Here is a 25291-nt window from a genome sequence, read left to right as displayed (position 1 = left end):
CAGCAATGATCACCAGACGCGAATTCATCAGGAATACCGCCGCGACCGGCATGCTTGCAGGCACATCCGGTTTAGCGATGCCGGCGATCGCGCAGAATGCGCCGATCAAGCTCGGCTATGTCAGCCCGCAGTCCGGCCCGCTGGCGGCCTTCGCCGAGGCCGACAAATTCATCATCGACGGCTTCCTGGCGGCCACCAAGGCGGCTGGCCTCAACTACGAGGTCGTGGTCAAGGACAGCCAGTCGAATCCCAACCGCGCGGCGGAAGTCGCCAAGGAGCTCATCGTCAACGACAAGGTCAATCTGATGCTTGTCGCCACGACGCCTGAGACCACCAACCCGGTCGCCACCACCTGCGAAGCCGAAGAAGTGCCGTGCCTGTCGACCGTTGCTCCATGGCAGCCCTGGTTCATCGGCCAGCAAGGCAATCCCGGCGACCCAGCCTCGTGGAAGCCGTTCAACTACGCCTATCATTTCTTCTGGGGGCTGGAGGACGTCATTGCCGTCTTCACCAACATGTGGGCGCAGGTCGAGACCAACAAGAAGGTCGGCGGTCTCTTTCCCAATGACGGCGACGGCAACGCCTGGGGCGACGGCACGGTCGGCTTCCCGCCGGTGCTGGCCAAGGGCGGCTACGGGTTGACCGACACCGGCCGCTACCAGAACCTGACCGATGATTTTTCGGCGCAGATCAGCGCCTTCAAGGGCGCATCGTGCGAAATCATCACCGGCGTGATGATCCCGCCTGACTTCACCACCTTCTGGAACCAGGCCAAGCAACAGGGCTTCACCCCCAAGGTGGCGTCGATGGGCAAGGCGCTGTTGTTCCCGCAATCGGTCGAGGCGCTCGGCAAATCCGGCCACAATCTGTCGTCGGAAGTCTGGTGGACGCCGAACCATCCGTTCAAGTCGTCGCTGACCGGCGAAAGCTCGGCGCAGGTGGCCGCGGGGTTTACCAAAGCCACCGGCCGCCAGTGGACGCAGCCGATCGGCTTTGTCCATGCCCTGTTCGAGATCGCCGCCGATGTCATGAAGCGGGCAGGCGAGGCCGGCGATGGCGACAAGGTAGCGGCGGCGATCGCCGCGACCAAGCTCGACACGTTGGTCGGGCCGATCGCCTGGGACGGTGCCAAGCTTCCGCCCTTTGCCGCCAAGAACATTGCCAAGACGCCGCTGGTCGGCGGCCAATGGCGGCTGAAGGACAGCGGCGGCTACGATCTCGTCATCACCGACAACAAGACCGCGCCGAACATCCCGACAGGCGGCAAGATGGAAGCCATCGGATGAGTGGGACGGTAGAAACAGCGTCCTTCTCCCCGTTCACAGGGAGAAGATGCCGGCAGGCAGATGAGGGGCGGAGCCAGCCCAGCAGAAGTCCGCGCTGCCCCTCATACGGTCCTTCGGGCCACCTTCTCCCCGTGAACGGGGAGAAGGAAGTGCGGGCTTTCTAACCATGCCCATCCTCGCGCTTTCCAACGTCTCGAAACGCTTCGGCGCCCTGACGGTCGCCGATGCGGTTTCACTCGAGCTGCGGCAGGGCGAGGCACTCGGCATCATCGGCCCGAACGGCGCCGGCAAATCGACGCTGTTCAACCTGATCACCGGCAACATCGCCGCAGACGCCGGCACCATCGTCTTCGATGGTCGCGACGTAACAAAACTGCCGCCGATGCAACGCTGCCTTGCCGGCGTCGGCCGCTCCTTCCAGATCCCGCAGCCATTCGAGAAGCTGACCGTGTTCGAAAACCTGCTGGTCGCCGGCGCCTTCGGGGCGAAAAAGACCGAAGCCGAGGTTGGCGACCGCTGCGCCGAGATCCTGGTCGAGACCGGGCTGATCGGCCGCGCCAACCACCCGGCCGGCGGCCTGAGCCTGCTGCAGCGCAAGCGGCTGGAGCTTGCCCGCGCACTGGCGACCGAGCCCCGGCTGCTGTTGCTGGATGAAATCGCCGGCGGCCTGACCGAAGACGAATGCGGCATGCTGGTCGACACGATCCGCACCATCCACAGGGCCGGCATGTCGATCATCTGGATCGAGCATGTGCTGCACGCGCTGAACTCGGTCGTCGAGCGGCTGCTGGTGCTCAATTTCGGCAAGATCATCGGCATGGGCACACCCGATGCCGTCATGGCGTCGCGCGAGGTCCGCGAAATCTATCTCGGGATCGAAGTCTGATGGCCTTGCTCGAGACAAAGGGGCTGACTGCCCGTTATGGCGACTTCCAGGCGCTGTTCGGCGTCGACATCGCGCTCGACCCGCGCGAGACCATCGCCATCATCGGCGCCAACGGTGCCGGCAAGACGACGCTGATGCGCTCGATTGCGGGCATTCTCACCAACCAGCCGAAAGCCGTGCTCTTCGACGGCGAGGAAATCGGCGCGATGCCCGCCCCCGACATCGTCGCGCGCGGCATCGCCATGGTGCCGGAGGGGCGAAAGCTGTTTCCTTCGTTGAGCGTCGAAGAGAACCTTCTCATTGGCCGCTATGGCCGCGCCGTTGCCGGGCATTGGAGCCTCGAAACGGTCTACGAGCTGTTCCCGATCCTCAGGGAGAGACGCGCCAATCCGGGCACGGCGCTGTCCGGCGGCCAGCAGCAGATGGTTGCGATCGGCCGCGCGCTGATGTCCAACCCGCGCGTGCTGTTGTGCGACGAGATCAGTCTTGGCCTGGCGCCGCTCGTCATCAGGGATATCTACGCCGCCTTTCCACGCATCCGCGACGCGGGCGCTTCGATCGTCGTGGTCGAGCAGGACATCGGCCAGGCGCTGAAAGTTTCGGACCGCGTCTACTGCATGATGGAAGGTCGCATCACGCTTTCCGGTGCGCCGGCTGCGCTGACGCGTGAAAGAATCCACGCCGCTTATTTCGGGGTGGCCTGACATGGCCTGGCTCGACACCATCATCCAGGGCATTCTGCTCGGCGGTCTCTATGCCCTCTTCGCGGCGGGTCTCAGCCTCGTCTTCGGCATCATGCGGCTGGTCAATCTGGCGCATGGCGATCTCATCGTGCTCGCTGCCTTCCTGATTCTGATGCTGGTCTCGGCCCTCGGCCTCAATCCGTTCCTTGCGACCCTGTTGGCGATGCCGCTGATGTTCGCCATCGGTTGGGCATTGCAGTTCTTCCTGCTCAACCGCACGCTCGGCACCGACATCCTGCCGCCGCTGCTTGTTACCTTCGGCCTATCGATCGTCATCCAGAACGGCCTGCTCCAAGGCTTTTCCGCCGACAGCCGCCGTATCTCGGTTGGCGGCCTGGAATCCGTATCCGTGGCGCTTGGCCCGATCAATGTCGGCGTCATGCCGCTGCTGACTCTGGCCTCGGCCATCGCCATGATCGTCGGCCTCAACCAGCTCTTCTACCGCACATCGATCGGCCGCGCCTTTCGCGCCACCTCTGACGATCCGGTCACCGCCGGGCTGATGGGCATCCAGCCGAAACAGATCTTCGCCACCGCCACCGGCATCGCCATGGTGGTGGTGACGATTGCAGCACTCTATCTCGGCACGCGCGCCAATTTCGATCCGACCATCGGACCGGCGCGGCTGATCTATGCCTTTGAAGCGGTCATCATCGGAGGCCTAGGCTCGCTCTGGGGAACGCTGTTCGGTGGCATCGTCATCGGCGTCGCGCAGACTTTTGGCGCCGCGATCAACCCGGAATGGCAGATTCTCGCCGGGCATCTGGCGTTTCTGCTCGTGCTACTGGCGAAGCCGCGCGGCCTGTTTCCGCGGGCGCTGGATTGAGCGCCATGACCGACCTCACACTAACACGCTGGAAGGTTGAAACGCGGACGAAAGCATCGAGTGCTTTCGCCATCGTCGCCGCACTCATCATCCTGCTCGCCTTTGCCGCACCGCTGCTCCTCTCGCGCAGCGTGTTGCAGGATCTGTTCTTCATCCTCACCATGCTGGTGCTGGCGCAGAACTGGAACCTGCTGGCCGGCTATGCCGGGCTGGTCTCGGTCGGCCAGCAGGCCTTTGTCGGCTTCGGCGCCTACGCCATGTTCGCCCTCGTCGTTCTCGGCGGCATGGACCCGCTGGCCGCGATCCTGCTGGCCGGGATCGCTAGTGTCCTGCTCGCGATCCCGACTGCCTTCTTCCTGTTTCGCCTGCAGGGCGCCTATTTCGCCATCGGCAGCTGGGTCATCGCCGAAGTGGTTCGCCTGACGCTGGCGCAATGGAAGATGCTGGGCGGTGGCACCGGCACGTCGCTGCCGCGCGAGGCGACCCGCGATATGCCGGCGCTGAAGCTCATCGGCGAGCTGTTCGGCGTCAAATCCTCGGGTGCCGGCGACATCCTGACCTACTGGCTGGCGCTGCTGCTTGCCATCGCCACCATCGGCCTCGTCTATCGCCTGCTGCGCTCCAAGCAGGGACTGGGGCTGGCCGCCGTGCGCGACAACCAGGAAGCAGCACGCTCGGTCGGCGTCGACGCGCGCCGCATGAAGACACTGGTCTATCTGGCCGCGGCCTTCGGCACCGGGCTCTGCGGTGCGCTGATCTATGTCCAGAAAGCCCGCATCTCGCCAGACGCCGCCTTCTCCGTCATCGACTGGACTGCCTATGTCATCTTCATCGTCGTCATTGGCGGCATCGGCACCATCGAAGGGCCGGTCGTCGGCGTCATCGTCTTCTACATCCTGCAGAACCTGCTGGCCGATTACGGCTCCTGGTATCTTCTGATCCTCGGGTTGATCGGCATCGTCATCATGCTGTTTGCGCCGCGCGGCCTGTGGGGCCTGTTTGCCGAGCGCACCGGCATCCAGCTTTTTCCGGTTCGCCGCCGGTTGACCGGCGGACCTGTACCAATAGCCAAAAAGGGAGGGCCGCATGGCTGACATTTCTACCGACGTGCTGACCATCGGCACCGGGCCTGCGGGCTCGGCGACGGCAGCGCTGCTTTCGACCTATGGGGTCGAGAACATGGTCATCAACCGCTATCGCTGGCTGGCCGCGACGCCGCGCGCGCACATCACCAACCAGCGCACCATGGAGGTGCTGCGCGATCTCGGCAGGGAGGTCGAGGCCGAGGCCTACATGCACGCCACCGAGCAGGATCTGATGGGCGAGAACGTGTTCTGCACCTCGCTCGCCGGCGAGGAGATCGGCCGCATGCGCAGCTGGGGCAAGCACCCGCTCAGCCGCGCCGAGCATCTCTTGTCCTCGCCCTCGCACATGAACGACCTGCCGCAGACCTTCATGGAGCCGCTGCTGTTCAAGACCGCCTGTTCGCGCGGCACGCAGTCGCGCATGTCGATGGAGTACCTTTCCCACGTCCAGGACGCCGACGGCGTCACCACAACCTGCCGCGACCGCTTGACTGGCAAGGACATCACCATCCGCTCAAGATACCTGGTTGGCGCCGATGGCGGCAATTCGCTGGTCGCCGAACATGCCGGCCTGCCCTTCGAAGGCAAGATGGGCGTCGGCGGCTCGATGAACATCCTGTTCAAGGCGGACCTGTCGAAATACGTCGCCCACCGCCCCTCGGTGCTCTACTGGGTGGTGCAGCCGGGCGCCGATGTCGGCGGCATCGGCATGGGCCTGGTGCGCATGATCCGGCCGTGGAACGAGTGGCTCATCGTCTGGGGGTACGACATCAATCAGCCGGCGCCCAAGGTCGACGACGCCTTCGCAAGGAAGGTGGCGCGCGACCTGGTCGGCGATCCGGAACTCGAGATCGAGATCCAGTCGGTGTCGACCTGGACCGTGAACAACATGTATGCCACGCAGACCTCCAAGGGTCGGGTCTTTTGTATGGGCGATGCCATCCATCGCCACCCGCCGTCGAACGGGCTCGGCTCCAACACCTCGATCCAGGACGGCTTCAACCTCGCCTGGAAGCTCGCCTATGTCCTCAAGGGCAAGGCCGGCGAAAGACTGCTCGACAGCTATTCGCAGGAGCGCGCGCCGGTCGCCAAACAGATCGTCACTCGCGCCAACAAGTCGATCGAGGAGTTCGGCCCGATCTTCAAGGCGCTCGGCCTGCTCGATTCCATCGACCCGGTTAAGATGCAGTCGAACATGGATGCGCGCTGCGACGACACGACGGCAGCCGAAGCGCAGCGCGCCAGGATCCGCGAGACCATCGCCTTCAAGGTCTATGAATTCGACGCGCATGGCGTCGAGATGAACCAGCGCTACAAGTCGAACGCCATCGTCACCGACGGCCAGAAGGAGCCGGCCTTCGAGAAGGATGCCGAACTGCACTACCAGCCGACGTCCTGGCCAGGCGCCCGGCTGCCGCATGTCTGGGTTCACTCCGACAAGGGCGACAAGACTTCCACCCTGGACCTGACCGGCCACGGCAAGTTCACCGTTTTGACCGGCATTGGCGGCCAGGGCTGGCTCGACGCCGCCAGGACGGTCGGCAAGGAGCTGGGCATCGACATCACTGGCCATCTCATAGGTCCGCGCCAGCCCTGGCAGGACTTTTCCGGCGACTGGGCGCGTGCCCGCGAAGTGCGCGACAGCGGCATTCTTCTGGTGCGCCCGGACCAGCATGTCGGCTGGCGCAGGGACGCGATCAGCAGCGACCCGGTAGCCGACTTGCGCCGGGCTCTGACGGCAATTCTGGACAGGTGAGGACCGATATGGAAGCGCACGAGAAAGGCTTCTTCACCGAAGAGAATTCGGTCGAGGTCGTCACCGGCCGCAACAAGAATGCGAAGAGCGAGCGGCTGAAGACGGTGATGGAGGTCATCACGCGGAAACTGCACGAGGCGGTCAAGGAGATCGAGCCGACGCAGGATGAGTGGTTCGCCGCCATCCAGTTTCTGACCAGGACCGGGCAGCTGTGCACCGACTGGCGGCAGGAGTTCATCCTGCTCTCCGACGTTCTCGGCGTGTCGATGCTGGTCGACGCCACCAACAACCGCAAGCCGTCGGGGGCTTCGGAATCGACGGTGCTCGGGCCCTTCCATCTCGCCGACGCGCCGGAACTGCCGATGGGCGCCAACATCTGCCTCGACCACAAGGGCGAGGATATGTTCATCCATGGCCGCATCCTTGATACCGAAAGCAAGCCAATCGCCAACGCCGTGCTCGATGTCTGGCAGGCCAACGACGAAGGTTTCTACGACGTGCAGCAGAAGGGCATCCAGCCCGACTTCAATTTGCGCGGTGTCTTCCGCACCGGCGCCGATGGCCGCTATTGGTTCCGAGCGGTGAAGCCGAAATTCTACCCGATCCCCGACGACGGCACGGTGGGCAAGCTGCTCCACGCGCTCGGCCGTCATCCCTTTCGCCCCGCGCATCTGCACTACATCCTCAAGGCCGACGGCTTCGAGACACTGACCACCCACATCTTCGACCCCGACGACCCCTATATCAATTCGGACGCGGTGTTCGGCGTGAAGGAGAGTCTGCTGGCGCGGTTCAAGCGCATCGACGATCCGGCACGCGCCAAGAGCCTCGAATTCGCCAATCCTTTCTGGGACGTTGAGCACGATTTCGTGTTGGCGACAGAAGGAGCCTAGACGGGGCACTTCCGCACAGCCTGACGGTCAGGCTTTCTGCCGCCTCGCTTGCTAGAGAGGTGTAGATTTCGGGGGCAGCAACAATGCTCCATCATCGGCAACCGGCAGCCAAGCGTCGCCGATGCAACGGCCTGCGATCTGCCGCTGATCGTGGTAGAGCTTTTGCCGAGACCCTGTTAGAGTTCCGGACACGACAGGTCGGCATCGCGTCGCACCTGCCGAGGGTCTTCTCCCAGCAAAGCGGCGAAATGTTCAGGAGCGGGTAGTTACCTGGGCTGGGGCAGAACCAGAAGGGACCGGGGGCACGAACATGGCTGAACGGAATTACACCCGTCAGCTGGCGACAATCATTTCTATCGATGCCGTCGGTTTCTCGCGGCTGATGGGTCTTGACGATGAATCGGCTGTCGCCGCATTTGAGGAACGGCGCGACATCATCGCCGACAGCTGCAGCACCTTTGGCGGCCGCACTTTCGGTGATGCCGGCGACAGCATCATGGCCGAATTCGGCAGTCCAATCGAGGCGCTGCGCGCGGCGTTCGATTTTCAGGACCGCATTGTCGCGCTCAATTCATCGGTCGCCGAAGCCATGCGCATGCCCTTTCGCGTCGGCATCAACACCGGTGACGTCATTGTTAGGGACGGCCGGCTCTACGGTGACGACGTCAACATCGCCGCCAGGATCCAGGAATTCGCGCCGCACGGGGGTCTCGCCGTCTCGGAAACAACATGGCACCACGTGAAGGACCAGACCGCGGCCGAATTCACCGATCTTGGCGAATTCATGCTCAAGAACATCGCGCTGCCGGTGCGCGTTTTGATCGCGGGGCGCATTGGCAATGGGTTGTCACCCGCGCCGTTGGTCGCGGCCGTGCCGACCGTCAATGGTCAGCAGAAGCTGTCGTCCAAGGGGCCGCCCGCGATCGCCGTGCTGCCGTTCCAGGGCGATGGAGGCGAGCGCGACGTCGGTTATATGGCCGACGGCATAGCCGAAGACATCATCTACGGTCTTTCCAACAGCAAATGGCTCTCGGTGATCGCCAAGAGCTCCAGCTTCCAGTTTCGCGATGACACTTTGGGAACGCGGGTAATCGGTAACGCCCTCGGTGCGCGCTACATCGTCAGCGGCACACTGATGCGCAATGGCGGGCAGATTCGTCTGAGCACCTCGCTTGCCGACGTCTCAAACGGGCGATTGGTGTGGTCGCAGCGCTTCGATCGCAACCTGGTCGACATCTTCAGTCTGCGCGACCAGATCGGCGCGGAGATAGTCTCGATCCTCGACAAGGAGGTCGACCGTGCCGAACAGGCGCGGACCTTCCAGGTGCCGTGGGAAAGTCTGGAAACATGGCAATTGGTGCGGCGCGGACGCTGGCATATGAACCGGCGCACGCGGGGCGACACCGAAATCGCGCTGGAGTTCTTCGAAAAGGCCTACCGGGAAGATCCGAATTCGAGCGCGGTGCTGAATGAACTGGCGTGGTGGTATTTCTGGCGGGCCTGGCTGCGGTTCGGCGACAGCGACGATCTGGACAAGGTCCAGCAATATGCGCGCAAGGCCTTGCTGATGGACAGCCTGGATGCCCGCCCGCACGCTCATCTCGGCGTCACCGACATCATGAGGGGACAGCCCGGATCGGCGGTCGATCATCTTGAGGAAGCGCTCCATATCAATCCGAGCTTCGCCTTTGCGCGCTCGGCGATGGGCAGTGCGCGCCTGCTGCTCGGCGATGCCGCCGGCGCCATACCGTTCTTTATCGACACGGAGCGGCTGAGCCCCTTCGACCTCTACCGGTTCCACAATCTGGGGGAATTGGCCGCGGCTTACAGCTTCGTCGAGGATTGGCCATCCGCGATCTCCACAGCCAACCGATCACTCGATCTGTCGCCCGGCTATTTCTATGCCCGGTTCCTGAAGATCGGCGCCTTGGCGAGAAGCGGGCGCAAGGAAGAGGCCAAGCGGGAGCTGGCCATATTCACGACGAGACATCCGGATTTTTCGGAGCAAAGGGTGCGCTGGATACCGTTCGCGGATAAGGCGGCCAACGAATTTCTCCTGGCCAATTTCGAACTGGCCAAATAATGCGTCGCGAGCGATGCGTAATCGAGGTGGCCGAAGACCGATAACTGTGAAAATATTCACATACGCGGGACGGCTGCAAACCTAGGCCATGGGTAGCCGGCATCGCAATGACGTGGACAGCCGGGGGGCCTGAACGCGCATGATCAGGATAAAGTATTTCGACGCCATCCGCGCGGCAGAGAAAAGCCAGCGTCCGCTGTCTGAAATGCCGCCATTCGACTTGGGACGTCTCCGCTCCAAGGGCGTTGCGTCGCGCATCGCTGGTTTTCTCTTCAATGATCCGCGCTGGGCGCTGGCGCTGCTGCGCCGGTTCTGGCCCAATCTCGCCATAGGCAATTTCCTGCTCGTGACCAGGAATGCCGACGTTCGCGACATATTGGAGCGCGGCGATGAATTCGAGACGCCTTACGGGCCGGAGATGACCGAGCTGGCGCGCGGATCGAACTTCATTCTCGGCATGCAAGACGGCGCCGACTACCGGCGCATGAAATCGTCGGTGCTGAGCGCTTTCCCACCGGCTGAAATCGAGGCCCTGGTCAGACCGATCGCCGCGCGGCATTCACAAGAAATCATGACGCGCGCCAGCCCCGGCTTCGACGCGATCGCGGACCTGATGAAAATCGTTCCGGTGCGCATCTGCCGCGATTATTTCGGTCTTGAGATCGACGACGAATCCGAGTTTGCCGATTGGGCCATAGCATTGAGCGCGCTGTTTTTTTCGGATCCGACGGCGAGCCCCGCCACGCGCCAGCTGGCGGTGGTGGCTGGCGACCGCCTGATCAAGGTCATCGACCGCTCCATCGACGCGATCCGGGAGAGGGGGGCCAAGGATGAGCAGCCGCTGGCAAGGCTGGTCCGCCTGCTGGACCAGGATCGCCTGTCGTTGCCCGACATCCATTCGATCATGCTTGGCATGATCACCGGCTTTGTTCCAACCAATGTGCTCGCCGGCAGCAACTGCCTCGACGTGATCCTGTCCCGGTCCGATGCGCGGCAAGCTGTCGATGCGGCCCTGGCCAACAACGACACAGGCAGGCTGGACAAGGCGATCTTGGAAGCCATGCGCTTCAAGCCGATCTGGGTCGGTCCCTGGCGCTACACCGCGCGCGACGCAACCATCGCCAGGGGCACGCGCCGCGAGCGCTTGGTGAAGGCCGGAACCGTGGTCATGCCGTCAACGCTGTCGGCGATGTTCGATCCTGAGGTGGTGCAAAGTCCCAACCGCTTCGACACGTCGCGCCCGCATCGCGACTATCTGGTCTTCGGCTACGGTATTCACCAGTGCATCGGCGCTGAAATCGCCAGGATCCAGATTGGCGAAAGTCTTCGCGCCCTGTTCCAGAAGCACAATGTCCGCCGCGCGCCCGGCAAAGCCGGGAGGATGACGCAGGTCGGCGCTTACCCGGACAGCCTCAAGGTCGATTTCGATCGGCCCGCCCTTTGCAGCACGGTCAGCCATTCGATGGTGACGGTGGTTTGCCCGATCACCCGGGCCGCATCGCTGGACGCCATCCGCGACAGGGTCGCCGCGCTCGGCAATCCGGTCAGCGACGAGGTTCGCGCCGCGCTCGATACCGCCGGCACCATCCATTTTGCCAGCCTGGCTGTTGTTGCCACTGGTGAGGCCAACGACGCCTCCGGCGGTGAGGAAGGAGCGCTGGTTCTCGAAATCTCTGGCGACGGCAGCACCGAGGACGTCATCAGCGCCATTACGCATGCCATCGGAAATAGGCTGCAGCCGATCTTCAAGGACGTCTGCGACCTGCGTGACGGCGATGCGCTGGACAATTTCCTGCGCAAGCACAGTCTCGAGATATCACCGTCTTTCGGCAGCAACGCCGGACTGGTCTTTTCCGGCACGCCGGGCCATTCGGTGCAGCGCATCCTGGCAGAAGCCGAGCTTGCCGATGCGGTTCGGCCCGTGGTCGAGCAGCCGCGCGCCACCAATGGCGGGGCGGCCGCCGTGCTTGACGAAGCCCGCCGGCACGTCCGGTCCCTGGGAAAGTTCGACTGGGCATTCGAGCCAGCCGAAAGTCTGCTCGAACGGCCACCCGGAAAATGGTGGCAAGCCATAACGACGACGCTGCTGGCGCCGGCCGTGCTAGCCACGGTCGCTGTGCTGGTGCTCGCCTGCTGGCGGATGACCTACGTGCTGGTGTTCGGCAATCCGGCCGGCGTCACCTTTGGCACCATTGTCATAGCCGGCACGGCGCTTCTGCTGAGCGTGCTTGGAATTCTGGCGGTGGCAGCGCTGATCCTCGGTCTGTGCTTTCTCGCCTTGCGGCGCATGGAAGACATTGATCGCCCGCACAGCACACCCGTCGATCTCGGCGCCCTCGACAAGATCCTGGTCCACGAAGACCAGCCTGGCCAAGCCCAGAACCATCTGACGGCTATCTCGACGATGAAGGTTGGAACGTTGCGGAGACTGGCGCTCAGGCTGTCGTTCTACCTGATCTCGATCTCGGCACAGAAGGTCTTCAAGCCGGGGTTCCTTGCCACCATCAACACCATCCACTTCGCTCGCTGGGTGCTGTTGCCCGGCACCAACAGGCTGATGTTCTTCTCCAATTATGGTGGCAGCTGGGAAAGCTATCTCGAGGATTTCATCGCCAAAGCCGCTGCCGGCCTGACCGGCGTATGGAGCAACACCGAGGGCTATCCGCGCACGCGCTGGCTCTTCCTCGACGGCGCACGCGACGGCGACCGTTTCAAGCGCTGGGCGCGCCGGCAGCAGATACCGACCCTGTTCTGGTATTCGGCCTATCCTGGTCTCAACACCACGCGCATCCGCGCCAATTCCAGGATCAGGCGCGGGATCGCCTCCGCAACGGGCAATGAGGCGCGCGACTGGCTGAGCCTGTTCGGATCCTTGCCGCGCCCGCAGGCCAGGAAGGCGGATGCCTTCGGCCCCGCGGCACCCGCGCCGTTGCCCGTCGAGCAATTGGAAACCGGCGAGATCCAGTCCTTGTTCTTCGGACCGTTCGGATCTCTGGCCCATGCCCATATGCTGGCGATCGCCGTGCCGGAAAGCCTTTCCAGGGCCAGACGCAAGGCCTGGCTGGAATTTATCGTCGAGCAGACCAGCTTCGGGGACGGCGTGCCACCGGCGCGGGCGATGACCGTTGCGTTCGGTCCCGATGGCCTTCGCCGTCTCGGATTGGAGGGCGGTGTCGACGACAACCCGCTTGACACATTCCCCGTCGCCTTTCGCCATGGCATGGGCAATCCCGAACGCAGCCGCATTCTGGACGATCTCGGCGAAAGCGTGCCCCAAAAATGGCAATGGGGTTCGCCGCAGAAACCAGTTGATGTGGTGGTGGTTTGCTACGCCGAAAGTCCGGAGAAGCTGAAGACCGAGATCGGTACCGCGAAGAGAAAGATGACGGCCGCTGGCATGAACCTCGTCTCGGAACTGCCGCTGGCGGTAAACCGCGACGGCAAGCGCGCGGTCGAGCATTTTGGCTTCGTCGACGGCGTCTCGCAGCCGATCGTCAAGGGAACCGCCCGCGCCAACATCGGTGCGCCACCCATGCATCTTGTCGCGCCCGGCGAGTTTCTGTTCGGTTATCGCGACGAGCATGGTTTCTATCCAGCGTCACCCTCCGTCGACGCATCGCTCGACCGCACCGGCATCCTGTCACCAGTGCGCCGCAACCGGCAGATACCAGGTCTGCCGCCGCCGCCGCGCGATTTTGGCCGCAACGGCACCTTCCTTGTCGTGCGCCAGTTCGAGCAACACGTCGACACCTTCAACGACTATTGCAAGGCGGCGGCCATGCAGGCGGCCAGCGAAACCGACAACCCGGCGATTACCCCGCGCTGGATCGCCGCCAAGATGCTCGGCCGCTGGCCCGATGGCACCTCGCTGGTGCGCAATCCCGACGGCCGCCCGGGTCGCAGTGCCGACAATGATTTTGCTTTTGGCGTCGAGGACCCCCAGGGGCATCGTTGCCCGCTTGGCTCCCATGTCCGGCGGTCGAATCCCCGCGATTCGCTCGGCGAGGACCGCGAGACGCAGATCAGGATCGGCAAGCGCCACCGGATCATCCGGGTGGGTCGCAGCTACCAGAAGCAAGACAAGAAGGGCGGCAAGGTCGAAAAAGGGCTGCTCTTCATGTGCCTCAACGCCGATATCGAGCGGCAGTATGAGTTCATCCAGCAAACCTGGGTGTCGTCGACCTCATTCCAGGGGCTTGTTGCCGAAAAGGACCCGACGATCGGTTCGCGCGACAGCGCCGGCAGGTTCACCATACCATCCTGGGAAAAGGTCACGGTGCTGAAGGGCATCCCGCAATTCGTTACCACCCGGGGGGCGGATATTTCTTCATGCCGAGCCGGTCAGCACTGCGCTTTCTGATTTCGCGACTCTGATTCGCCCCGGCGCCTCCGCTGTCAGTCGTCGTCCTGCGACTCGGCGATATGGCGAAGCGCGCCGGCGTCGGCTATGCGCAAGCCTCCGCGCTTGATGGCGATGATCTGCCGGTTGCGCCAGTCGTTGAGCGTCTTGTTGACCGACTCGCGCGTGGCGCCAAGGAACTCACCCAGTTCCGACTGCGAGATCGGTATCCAGCCTGCGCCGTCGGCCAGGATGCCGCCCAGAAAGACCAGTCGTTTTGCCAGCCTTGCTTCGATGCCGAAGAAGGCCTGATCCCCGAGTTCGCCGCTGACCCAGCGCAGCCGCGCGCACAAAAGTTCGATCATGGCGCGCGCCAGGGATGGGTTTTTCTCAATTCGATCAAACAGTTGTGTTCGACTGAGCGAAACCAGCTCGCATGCGGTAAGACAGATCGCGGTGGCCGTGCGTGGGCGTCCGTCAAGTGCCCCGATCTCTCCGACCAGGCTGCGCGACAGCTCGATATTGGCCACCAGCTTTTGGCCGCCTGGCGAATAAAGCGAGATTTCCACCGTGCCCTTCATCACACCGTAGATGCGGTCGGCGGCATCTTCTTGGACGAACAAGTGCTGGCCGGCGGCGTAGCGTTCGAGTTTGCAACCAGCGAAAAGGAGATCGAACTGGCGCGGATCGATCCGCGCCGGGCGCGGCAGATCATTTCTGTCGTTCGCGCTGGCGGTTGGCATGCGGCTTCCCGGTGTTGTTGTGACATGGACAACTGTAGGGCAACGGCGCGACCGATCAAAGCAAATGTGTCTTTGAGGCGGCGCTTCGCAGGTCCGACCTTTCGAACTCTTTGCAGATGGCGCCGCCCGACAGGACGGAAGACAACAGGGAGACGCACACTTCATCCCGCCGGCGCAGACCCACTTTGGGCTACTTCCTGTCGAAACGTCGTTGCGAGGTAACCACGTCGCCATCTGCATGGGACCCAATGCGGGCGTTGAACGTTTCCCATCATGGAAAATCACCAACACAGATTTTATTGTCACTTGGAGACCGGCGGAACCTGGGCGGTTTGGGACCGCATTACCGATGCTCCGGCAAGCTTGGGAGGGCGTGACCTGCTTGGTTGCACATCCCAGCGGGCAAACGCCGCGGAAAGCGTGCTGACGCGCATCTATGCCAACGGATTGGATGCGCTTGCCGTTCGCATATCAGGGATAGCGCATTCTCGACCCCACTGACGCTAGCCGCCCACTCACAATGGCGCGGCGTGCGGTTGGCGCGGTCCTTCCGCGATCGCACTATTTTCCCGTTTATTTAGAATCGGCTAATTTTAGAGGGCGGCGGGGCCCCAATCCCGCCGAAGGCCAGCGCGGTTTCAGGCAACTGTCCATAAGTGCCGCGCTGGCCGCCAGCGGCGCTTCGCCTTCTTCGGACGCCATCCGCGAACAGACCGACATTTATCTGCGAGAAAGCAAGAAGCTCGGGCACGTTACCCCGGCACGCCGGACCGTGGCGGGCTCAATTCCGCCCAGGCAGGTTTTCGGAATTCGGGTTGCTCTCCGTGGATTCCCCTGCCTTAAAAGCCTTAAAGCCGTGGACCAACGTATCGGGCGGCTTCCATCCACAATGCAAGCGCGATGGCGGGGGAACGTCCCTTCACTTCGAAATCGCGGCCCCGATAGCTTCCTGCCGCAATCCACACCGTCTTTGAACGCTGATAGATCGTGATGCCCTGGGCACTCGCCCAGTCACACAGTTCTTCGCCCTTTCGATACATTATAGCACCGGCCCAGCTCGGTGCCTCTCGAACTGGCAATGCCGCTTCACAGTTTGGTAAAAACCGCACGCCGCCGACGCGCAGGCGATGCGCTCTTGGTCTTTCTTGGCTGCCATCATTTTTCTGCCCCACCCAAAGTCCTTCAAGGATGTAGCGCGAGGCTTCTCCCGGCTATGAAGAACTTCACATTGCCCGCTAGAGCGCTGCGTGGCTACGCAAGGACCAACACCTCGTCAGATAGTTAACAAATCGTTGCAGGTGAACTCCAGGCGTTGTCAGCCGAGGAGCAAGAATGTGACGAACAGTCAGGCTGCCCTGCTGGCCGAAGTCTCGGTTATTCATAATAGATAGGTCAGTTTCTACTTTGTGGTGGTGGGCGCTAGACCTCTGGCCATCGCGGTCGATGCAGACGACTGTTGCCGCCGACCACATTGATTGGCAAATTTTGGGACGTTATCTCAGATACAGCTAATATTCGTATTTCGAAGAGGAAGTAAATAAATTTTCATATAAAATTTGTTTCATCAATTATAAAACGGTCTGATAACCTCGGCGTCGAACAAGACTCGATCTCCCCCCAAAAATACACCACAAGCTCCTCAGGGCAAATTGTCGCCCAGATATGGAGGCCTATCGTGATCATTCGCATTCTTACCGCAATTTCTCTCGCCGCGTCTGTCGCTTCCTTCTCTACGGCCAGCTTTGCTGAGTCGTCGGTCAAGGTTAAGTCGGTCGAGGCTGGCAAGTCGGGTGGCGCCGGCGAAACCGGTGGCAAGGCCGGTGGTGCTGGCGAAACCGGCGGCAAGGCCGGCGGAGCCGGTGAGTCCGGCGGCAAAGCCGGCGGCGCCGGAGAAGGTGGCGGCAAGGGCGGCAAGGGCGGCTGATAGCCCTTGTAGTTTCTGCCAAGACAAGAAGCGCACCCCTGCTGGCGTGAATGCTGGCGGGGGTGTTTTCACGGCGTGCGAGAGTCCCGCCGCGCAGGGTCCGAGGCTGGCGCCCTCCCGGCTGGCACCTTCGCGGTGCGATGCCGCTCCAATTCACTGACAAAGATCATTCCGGATCGGGATCCTGCAATTGAACCGGGGCGCCTGGAAGGGTCCAGCTGCTGCTCTCGACCCACGCACAGTGATTCAAATTGGATATCCACATACGCTCGTGCGCGCGTCGAAATTCCAGCAGCGCTTGCAGTTCCGGCCTGCCCCGCTCGTAGCTGGATTCCGGACCGCCGAGCGTAAGTTTGCTGGCAGCTTGCGAGCACAGCTTCGCGTGCTGCAGTCCCAATTGAAGGAAGTTCACCCGCATGGAGGCTTCCTGGTCCCCCTTCGCAGAAGAGGCCGCACTGTCGAGCAGGGCTTCGGCCGGCGCGAAACTCTCCTCTGGATAGATCGCATGCGCCGCTTTCGCCCAGCTTCGCCAACGGGAGGCCCCAAGGGCCTCGAACGTGTCATGCAGCCGTGTGCGCCCGTTCGACGTATACGCCTCCCAGAAATCGAAATATTTCTTTACGTCATCCGCCGCGGGTCCGAAGGCCGAATAATATTCTGACAGGATCGAGCTGGCGGGTACATCTGGATGGATCTGCAGGCGCATCAACAGATAGATATTTGGGCCTTGTGTGGCCCAATGACCTGTCAGGGAATCAAAATCAGTTCCGATCATCCCTTTGCTGGATGCTTTTTGAAACTCGTCAGAGAACTGGTCTGTAAAAATATGTGGCATGCAATAGCCATCGAGAAAGTAATTCGTCCTCATAAGAAGGTTCGCATCCGTCTCCGCCCATCCTTGCCACTGGTCCTTGATCCAGCCTTGCTCTTCATTACTTCTTGGATAAAACCAGGATGACGGGCAGAATCCGATTATGACATTCGAGCCCAGCTTTACGCCCGAGGTCGGCGCGGCGAAGTAGTTCATATAGGCGTAGCCCACGACGACCGCGTTCGAATTGTATTTTGCGGCGATCTGCTGGATCGCTTGCCATGAACGCGCGTACCGGTCGGACACGAAAGGCTTGCCAGCGATCTTCGATTTCGACGGGATGAACTTTCGATAGTTCGACGGCTCAGGACCATCCAACGCCTTGCACACGTCGCATTCGCATTGGCCAGGGATGTCATTCTCAACCGCGTTCACGAAAAGTGGAGGGTGCTCCTGGGGCGCGCTTCCATGCTGGCGCCATTGTGTGACAATCTCTTCGCGCAAACCCGGATTGGAAATGCACATCGAGAAGCGCCCACCCGGCCTCGAAGGCCCCCTTTTTCCGTTGACCAGCTGAAACCATTCGGGATGCTCTCCGCCATACTGTTGCCACCAGTCGACGAAGGCATGTCCGTAGTTGGCCGGGATTCGGCGGCCCATGCGGTTGCGGCGCAGAAATGCAGCCTGTGCGCTCATGTATTCTTCAGCCGCGGCGGCGGTGAAGCCCATTTCGGGATGATCTTTAGCCCTCAAGCCCGCGGCTGAGCGCACGTGACGCTGCACGAACCGAGGCGTTACGACGCAATCTTGAGCAGGGATGACCACGGACTCTGCTCTTGGAACAAACGTTCCCAGCTCGCCTGGCCACAGCCACCGAACCGCGAAGTACCGATCGAGAAGCTCGTATGCGCCGAAAAGTGTTCCCGCGGACGTGTTTTCATCGAGAGGGCTGCCGGTTGTGTCGTGCCCTGCGATACACAGGTGGCGGCCGATGGTCCGAATAGCGCATGATTCCGGCCCCAGAGCGTCGAAATTGATTCCGGCCTTTCGGGCAAAATGGGTATCGCCCAGAAAGATGTGGGCTTTGTCCAGGCTAGCCGAACTTACCTTGCTCTCGGTCACTATGGCAGGTTGGAAGCCGGTCGCTTTCTGAATATGCCAGCCGAGTTCCACGGCGGCATACCGTACGGAATCATTCGGCTTGTCCGATGTGACAAGTGTGAAGGCCGGTCTGCCTCTGGCCACCAGTGTCACGCCATTGCCTGGTTGATCGTGCGCGCCGGCTGGTTGATCGTGCGCGCCAGCTGGCCCGCAAACGCCCAACCCGTGTAACAGGCTGAGAAGGGTTCCCTGCGCAAACGTCCTTCGCGACAATGCTCGCATGCCAGGATCTTACCTACACACGGTCATACAGCAAGGTAACCACGTCTGTGTCGATGTCCTTGGCGGCTCGCGCATCGGTGCTATCTCGCAAAAGAGACCCGCCGCATGGTCTGGTGCGGCGGGCGATCAAGCGTTGCGCATCAAGCGGGGGTGGGTGCCTGCTGCGCGCAGATCATGACGTGAACGGTACCGCGATTAGGCGACGTGACTCCAGATAGGCCTGTGGGCGTTCTCGCTAAACTTTCGGGTAGGGCGAGGGATATCCTTCCTTTCAGCGGGTGGCGCTGGCCAAGGGGGGAATTCCGGCGGGCGGTGTCCGATTCATCTTGATTTGGGTCAAGGCCACGGCCCCGTGATCGTTGTGACAATACGATGTGAGCAATCTCAACTGCGCGGTTCCATATTCACCTTGCGCGGTGTTTTCGCAGCGGGGGGTTGTCGCTGGCTGTTGCCGCAATAGCTGTCGTGGCTGGGGCCGAAGACAACGGCTCCAGTTGATGGCCTCGCCCGAGGGAGGCCGAACGATGATGGGCCGATGGGTATGGGCAGCCTGAGGGGGGTAGGTGCGGCTCGGACCAGATGTCCGATCGAATTGACGACGCCATGCCACGGAGCCCGAATGAATGCCTCGAGATTACGAAGAATGGCGGACGCTGGCTAACGCTCTTGGCGTTACCGTCTATCAGCGTTCAAAGACCGTGTGGATCGCGGCCGGACGCCATCGAGGTCGAGATATCGAGGTGAAAGGCCGGTCGCCAACAATTGCACTGGCTTTGTGGAAGGAAGCAGCGCGTTACACCGGCTCGGGCAGGTAGTTCGGAACGGCGCGAACAATGCAGGGACGGTTGTCCCCTGCGCGAGATCAAAATTCAAAAGCGGCTTGCCTTGGGCCTGCCCAGTGACGAGCCCGGCACCGCTCGCGAACCCATTTATTCCGGTGATTTCGAAGCAGCCTGGCTGTCGAGTTCGACAAACAGATGCCGGCACGCGAGCATCCGCGCGCCGGCATCCGATAAGCTTCAGATTTTGTCGGTCTAGCCAGCGCCTCCGGTCTTGCCGCCGGTTTCACCGCCGCCTCCGGTCTTGCCACCGGTCTCGCCGGCGCCTCCAGCCTTGCCTCCGGTCTCGCCAGCGCCGCCAGCCTTGCCGCCGGTCTCGCCAGCGCCGCCAGCCTTGCCGCCGGTTTCGCCGGCGCCTCCGGTCTTGCCACCGGTCTCGCCGGTGCCGCCGGTCTCACCAGTGCCGCCGGTCTCGCTTAACGTAGCGGCCGTGCTAAGGGTGGCGCCGCCGCCGCCGGTCTCGCCGGCCTTGCCGCTGGTCTCGCCAGTGCCTCCGGCCTTGCCGCCAGTCTCGCCGGCGCCTCCAGCCTTGCCACCGGTCTCGCCGGCGCCTCCGGCCTTGCCGCCAGTCTCGCCAGCGCCGCCAGCCTTGCCGCCGGTCTCACCGGACGAACTGACTTTGACACTGGACTCGCCAACGGCGCCGGCATGAGAAATCCCGACCGTTCCCAGAGCAAAGAATGCCCCCACCAGCAACTTCGCCGTAGATGTAATTTTAGTGGTCATATCATCTCCTGATATCCGAGCCCCCCACATAATTACTAATAGGATTCTCCCGGGAAGGTTATTCAAAACCTCGATCGAATTGGACACATTTAATGACAGTATGATACAAGGTTATTTCTGCCATCTTGCCAATTTGATTAAGTAATTAAAAGACATGATTTATCATATGTTTCTGGTAATTGTGTAGCAGTCGGCGGAGGTAGCAACTTCGACCCCTCCAAAAGGCCAAATATATATGGAATATCTGATGATTTTTCACGTATAAGGCGTGTTTGGGTCAGCAATTTCCAAGAAAACGCCGAGCAAGCGCAGCACGACGTGCTTGGCCACCAGCGGACGGTGTACCTTGACCGGCACGATCGGTTACCACTTTTGGGTGGATTCAATACCACCAAGGGCAATTGACATAAGTGCCACCCAGGGATGCCATTGGAGGCTCCAAACGCGGGGGGATCAGGAGCATATGCTCCCGATTTGATATTGGATAATTCGGCAGACGAGTGATCCAAAGCCTGCTCCGCATTTGTCACGGACGACAACCATCGTCAGTCGAGAGCGGATTATGGACCCTGACCCCGTCGATCATTTGGAATTAACCGTCAAGATCGTTTCGGCCTTTGTCAGCAGGAACCAGGCCTCCCGTTCTGATCTGGTGGATCTGGTCCAGAATGTCGGCCGCACGTTGCAGGCCCTCTCCGCAGGCGCGGAAAAGCCCAAACCGAAACTCGTTCCCGCCGTGCCGATCAGCAAGTCGGTGACGCCCGATTTCATCATCAGCCTGGAGGACGGACGCAGGATGAAATCATTGAAGCGGTATCTGGCTTCGATGGGAATGACACCGGCGGATTATCGCAGGAAATGGGGTTTGCCGCCGGACTACCCATTGGTCGCGCCAAATTTCACCGAATTGCGTTCGCAAGCGGCCAAGAGGATCAGGCTTGGACAACGGAATGCCAGTAATCAGACTTCCGCAACCTGACCCAATGGGCTGCCGCCTCAGGCCTCGACGGCTATGACAGCTTCGGTCATATTATTGCAACTGTCTTGCGCGGGCTACAAATTCCGTCCGCTGTCCGATGCAATGCCAGCAGACAGCTGGATCGGGGGGTGGGGGAAGCGTGGAGATGGCCGCCCACTGCCTCGTAAGCCCGTTGCTGTTTCCTCCCGATCGGCACCGACATGATTGAAGACTGCAAGGACTTTCCGGAAGGCGTCCGGCTCGAGACGGATTTGTGCATAGTCGGAGCGGGCGCGGCCGGTCTTGCGCTCGCCGCGCAGTTCGCAGGAACGCGGCATCGCGTCTGCGTCATTGAAAGCGGCGGCCTCAACTATGAGCATCGGCGTCAACGACTGTCGCGGGGGCAATCTGTAGGCAGGCCCTATGAGGCGCTGGACCTTTGCCGAATTCGCCAGTTTGGCGGCAGTACCGGCAAGGCTGGTTGGGGTGGATGGTGCAAGATGCTTGATAGCGCCGATTTCGAGCATCGGCATTGGATCCCGATGAGCGGGTGGCCTGTCGATCGCAAGTCGCTACTTCCCCACTACGAATCGGCCGCAGACTTGCTCGGGATCAAGAACCTGCTGGCTGATGAGCCGGCCTCCGCGGCGCTACGCACGAATGGACCGCTTTTTTCCGAACGCTGCTTTCTCAGCCCCGTCCCGGATCTCGGGGCAACGCTGCATACGAGATTACAAACGGCAAGGAACGTGCAGGTTATCCTGCACGCCACAGCCCTTCGGCTCGACACCGACGACTCAGGGAGACGGGTTCGCTCCATCGAGGTAGCCAGCGCACCGAACAATCAATTCCAGATAGAGGCGCGTTTCTTTGTGCTGGCCTGCGGCGGGATCGAAAACGCACGCCTCCTCCTGGTTTCCAACCGACAGATGCCGAATGGGATCGGCAACCAGCATGACCTGGTTGGCCGCTATTTCATGGAGCATCCGCGAGTAAGGTGGGGGAGTTTGCAAGTCAGCCGGCCTGACAAAACCGTCGCCCTTCACGTACCCTCGGTCGGGACCCGCATGGCTGATTTGCCGGGGCCCGCGGGCGGCGGCATCAACGATGCATTCGGGCTTGTTCTGCGCCCAGAGATCCGCGCAAGCGAAGGCCTTCTCGGCTCCCGGACGTGGATCAAGCCGGGGCCTTGCGTCAACGATATGGATGGCTCCGAGGCCCTGCAGTATCTTGCCTTCTGGCTGCGCAAGGGTCGACTGCATCGCGACCTTATCAAGAGTGGCCGCACGATCTTTCGGCATCCCGCGGGATCAATCTCGTCAGGCATCGAACGCATCTGGCACTCACGCCACCGCGCCAGGCATTTTCACTTTGACACCATCCTCGAACAAGAGCCGGACCCGGAAAGCCGGGTTACCCTGGATACAAAGCGTGACGAATTCAATCTTCCGCGCGTGAAGCTGGAATGGAAGGTGGGACCTCTCGTTCGGCGCACACTGGAGCGGATGCAGACCATCATCACGGAAGAGATGCGGCTGCTGGGCCACAGAAGCGACGTCCAGGCCGGCACCGACGAAACCCCGACCGGGGAGGAGGACATCCCATACCGCTGGGTCAGGCACCACATGGGTACAACGAGGATGAGCAACGATCCGCGAACGGGTGTGGTCGACAGCAAATGCCAGGTGCACGGCCTCGCGAATCTTTTCATCGCCGGCAGCTCGGTCTTTCCAACCGGGGGAAACGATATGCCCACCCTGACCATTGTGGCACTCGCCATTAAATTGGGCCAGAATCTCCAACAATGGCTTGAGTAAAGGTCCGTTCCTCGTTGGTGGAGCGCCCGATTGACCTGGGGCGACCGTTGTCTGGAGATCGGACTGCGAGCATTTCCGAAGTTACCACTTCGCTTCACAATGGTACATTTGCAGCTTTGCTTGCGGCCTTTGGAGAGGGCGGCGGACGTTGCAGCTTTGAAAGTGGCAATGCGTCAAATATCGGTTTGCAGTACAGGGCATAGACTGCATCCGGCGTAGCCGGCTATCCATCCTGTTGATGCATACGCCTTTCGGTGGGGCCGACTCGACGCTTCGACACCTGTCCACCTCGGTCCAGAGCTTCACAAATACGAGATTATATTCACGCTGTGCGTTTTGTCACACCGCGCTCCCAATCCACAAGTTATTACTAATACCTTAAGAAGGTAGGTTCCTAATGGATTAAGGAGGTGGGTTCTCGAAGTCGAATTCTACGTTGGGGTGAATTCTACGTCGCAGTGAAAATTTCGGGTTGGGGGTAAGCCATGACAAGTCTGTCGAACAACGATCAGCCGATCAATACCGATCTGGCTCTCTATTCAGCTGTTGCCAATACAAATCATATAGGACCTGTTCCCTCACGGGAGGGGATGGAGATAGCGATCATCGATGATCGGCCACTGATGTGCGACTGCTTCGCCAGAAGCCTCGAACTCATCGAGCCATCATTTCGCATCCAACGCTATGCGACCGTCGAAGCGTTCGACGCCGCGAGTCCAGAGGAGACCGAACGGGTTTCGACGGTCTTGCTGTGCGTCATGTGGTCGAACTCTCACGCGGACTATCATCTTGCGCGGATTGCTCATCTCAAGGCAACCAGGCCGTCTCTGGGAATCGTGATGCTGTCGGATATCGAGAACTTTGACGATATCGTCAAAGCGGTGGAAAGCGGCACGCGCGGCTACATCCCCACAAGCGTCAGCTTGCAGGTTGCGGCAAAGGCGATCCAGCTTGTCGCGGCGGGCGGGACCTTCATACCGCCCAGTGTTCTCTTCAGTTCGGGCCAGGCAATCAGGGACAGCCAGCCAGCCAAGCAGCCGCAGGGCGACAATGTCTTTACGTCACGCCAGATGTCGGTGATCGAAGCGTTGCGCCGAGGCAAGGCAAACAAGGTTATCGCATACGAACTCAACATGTGTGAAAGCACAGTCAAGGTGCACATCCGCAATGTGATGAAAAAGCTGCGCGCCAGAAATCGTACTGAGGTAGCTTATATCCTTAACACGACGCCATATGATGGTGTTACCATGCGAAATTGAGGCATGGCTGCCGCCTCGATGAAAGGGTGATGTTTTCTACCCGCGGCAACCATGGTGGATGGCTTTATTGGGCCCTCGTTCTTGAGGGCCCGCAGGGGGGTTAGACATTTTTGCGAGGGGCGAGGAAGGTGAAACAGCCGCCTGAGCGATATTCCGTTCCGCGGACTGAGAGGGAGGCCGCTCCCGCGGCTGATCGGAACACGTTACAAAGCCTGGATTTGAGCGGCATCGAACATTTCCACGCCGTTCGTCCATCCACGCTGGCCGAGATGAACCGCCGCTGTCATTGGTTCCATCTCGATGACGGTGATGTCTTGATCCCGGCCGGCGAAAAAGTCGATCGGGTTTTCTTTCTTCTGGATGGCGAACTCCGCTTCCCTGTTTACACCCGCACAGGCAAGATCGTGTGGCTCCCGTCGGCGCACCAGGGATCACTCGTCAACGGAGCAGCCCTGAGCGGCGAGCTCCCTCTGGTGCCTTATTCGATTGAAGCAGCGGGACCATGCACGATCGCTTCCATCGGAAGTCGGACCTTCCTGGATATAATCAAGAACGATCCCGAGGCGCTTCAGGCCCTCGTCCAGATGTTGGTCGAACGCCAGCATCTGATTGTCGAGCATATCGTCGAACTCTCGACACTCAGCGTGCGATCGCGCGTTCATAGTGAATTGCTGCGCTTGTGTGCGGAAAATATCGAAACCGGCGGTTCGGCTGTCATTTCTCCCATTCCCACACACACGGATTTGGCCAATCGCATCGGCACGCATCGTGAAGCCGTGGCCCGCGAACTCAGCTACCTGCAGAGTGTCGGAATAGTTCTGCGCCGCGCAAAGGAGCTGCTTGTGCCCGATGTGTCCCGCCTGACGGACTTGCTGGCAAGGTCCGACGATTAATCGGCCATGGTTGGTTTCAAACCAGTGCTGCGGCGGCGCTC

General features: G+C 61.2%; 17 protein-coding genes. 14 read left to right on the top strand and 3 right to left on the bottom strand.

From position 1 onward, the window contains the following. Nucleotides 1-5 precede the first annotated feature (5 nt). The 9 genes from AC56QP_RS09540 to AC56QP_RS09500 all read left to right on the top strand — a co-directional run bounded on the left by AC56QP_RS09540 (nt 6) and on the right by AC56QP_RS09500 (nt 13918). A complete protein-coding gene (locus AC56QP_RS09540; protein WP_489859933.1) occupies nt 6-1286 on the top strand; it encodes an ABC transporter substrate-binding protein in 1281 nt (426 codons plus the stop codon). Between the two features lie 166 nt (nt 1287-1452). Beyond that, nucleotides 1453-2172 carry an ABC transporter ATP-binding protein gene (locus AC56QP_RS09535; RefSeq protein ID WP_489859934.1) on the top strand — a complete coding sequence of 240 codons (720 nt, stop codon included), beginning with the start codon at nt 1453-1455 and terminating at the stop codon, nt 2170-2172. Beyond that, the gene (locus tag AC56QP_RS09530) at nt 2172-2876 is read left to right on the top strand and encodes an ABC transporter ATP-binding protein (RefSeq protein ID WP_489859935.1); all 705 of its coding nucleotides are present in this window, start codon (nt 2172-2174) and stop codon (nt 2874-2876) included. The genes AC56QP_RS09535 and AC56QP_RS09530 overlap by 1 nt, the downstream gene beginning before the upstream one ends. Nucleotide 2877: 1 nt before the next feature. Next, complete coding sequence (locus AC56QP_RS09525; protein ID WP_497109033.1) at nt 2878-3741, top strand: branched-chain amino acid ABC transporter permease; 864 nt, start codon at nt 2878-2880, stop codon at nt 3739-3741. Nucleotides 3742-3746: 5 nt separating this feature from the next. Beyond that, nucleotides 3747-4835, top strand: coding sequence for a branched-chain amino acid ABC transporter permease (locus AC56QP_RS09520; RefSeq protein WP_489859937.1), 1089 nt, complete (start codon nt 3747-3749; stop codon nt 4833-4835). Further along, complete coding sequence (locus AC56QP_RS09515; RefSeq protein WP_489859938.1) at nt 4828-6582, top strand: FAD-dependent oxidoreductase; 1755 nt, start codon at nt 4828-4830, stop codon at nt 6580-6582. Before AC56QP_RS09520 ends, AC56QP_RS09515 begins: the two co-directional genes overlap by 8 nt. An 8-nt stretch (nt 6583-6590) precedes the next feature. Next, complete coding sequence (locus AC56QP_RS09510; protein WP_489859939.1) at nt 6591-7475, top strand: intradiol ring-cleavage dioxygenase; 885 nt, start codon at nt 6591-6593, stop codon at nt 7473-7475. A gap of 310 nt (nt 7476-7785) precedes the next feature. Further along, the gene (locus AC56QP_RS09505; protein ID WP_489859940.1) at nt 7786-9558 is read left to right on the top strand and encodes an adenylate/guanylate cyclase domain-containing protein; all 1773 of its coding nucleotides are present in this window, start codon (nt 7786-7788) and stop codon (nt 9556-9558) included. A gap of 139 nt (nt 9559-9697) precedes the next feature. Continuing rightward, nucleotides 9698-13918 carry a cytochrome P450 gene (locus tag AC56QP_RS09500; protein WP_497100590.1) on the top strand — a complete coding sequence of 1407 codons (4221 nt, stop codon included), beginning with the start codon at nt 9698-9700 and terminating at the stop codon, nt 13916-13918. A 35-nt stretch (nt 13919-13953) separates the two neighbouring features. On the opposite strand, the gene AC56QP_RS09495 is transcribed toward AC56QP_RS09500, so the two are convergent. Further along, complete coding sequence (locus AC56QP_RS09495) at nt 13954-14640, bottom strand: Crp/Fnr family transcriptional regulator (RefSeq protein WP_489859942.1); 687 nt, start codon at nt 14638-14640, stop codon at nt 13954-13956. 1675 nt (nt 14641-16315) lie between these two features. On the opposite strand from AC56QP_RS09495, the gene AC56QP_RS09490 reads away from it, so the two are divergent. Then, the gene (locus AC56QP_RS09490) at nt 16316-16564 is read left to right on the top strand and encodes a hypothetical protein (protein ID WP_489859943.1); all 249 of its coding nucleotides are present in this window, start codon (nt 16316-16318) and stop codon (nt 16562-16564) included. 166 nt (nt 16565-16730) lie between these two features. Here AC56QP_RS09490 and AC56QP_RS09485 read toward each other — a convergent pair whose 3' ends face one another. Then, nucleotides 16731-18629, bottom strand: coding sequence for a DUF4838 domain-containing protein (locus tag AC56QP_RS09485; protein ID WP_489859944.1), 1899 nt, complete (start codon nt 18627-18629; stop codon nt 16731-16733). A gap of 1163 nt (nt 18630-19792) precedes the next feature. Further along, nucleotides 19793-20323 carry a hypothetical protein gene (locus AC56QP_RS09480; RefSeq protein ID WP_489859945.1) on the bottom strand — a complete coding sequence of 177 codons (531 nt, stop codon included), beginning with the start codon at nt 20321-20323 and terminating at the stop codon, nt 19793-19795. A 562-nt stretch (nt 20324-20885) separates the two neighbouring features. Between AC56QP_RS09480 and AC56QP_RS09475 the strand changes: the two genes are divergently transcribed. From AC56QP_RS09475 to AC56QP_RS09460, 4 genes are all read left to right on the top strand, one after another. Next, nucleotides 20886-21302: a Ros/MucR family transcriptional regulator gene (locus AC56QP_RS09475; protein WP_489859946.1), complete on the top strand. Its 417-nt coding sequence runs from the start codon at nt 20886-20888 to the stop codon at nt 21300-21302. A 200-nt stretch (nt 21303-21502) separates the two neighbouring features. Further along, a complete protein-coding gene (locus AC56QP_RS09470) occupies nt 21503-23098 on the top strand; it encodes an FAD-dependent oxidoreductase (RefSeq protein ID WP_489859947.1) in 1596 nt (531 codons plus the stop codon). A gap of 485 nt (nt 23099-23583) precedes the next feature. Further along, nucleotides 23584-24357, top strand: coding sequence for a LuxR C-terminal-related transcriptional regulator (locus tag AC56QP_RS09465; protein WP_489859948.1), 774 nt, complete (start codon nt 23584-23586; stop codon nt 24355-24357). Between the two features lie 218 nt (nt 24358-24575). Further along, a complete protein-coding gene (locus AC56QP_RS09460; RefSeq protein ID WP_489859949.1) occupies nt 24576-25250 on the top strand; it encodes a Crp/Fnr family transcriptional regulator in 675 nt (224 codons plus the stop codon). Nucleotides 25251-25291: the final 41 nt, after the last annotated feature.

It is taken from the genome of Mesorhizobium sp. RCAM 05104 (assembly GCF_059683645.1).
Note: the sequence above shows the minus strand (reverse complement) of the source record. Positions and strands in the feature narration are given on the sequence as shown.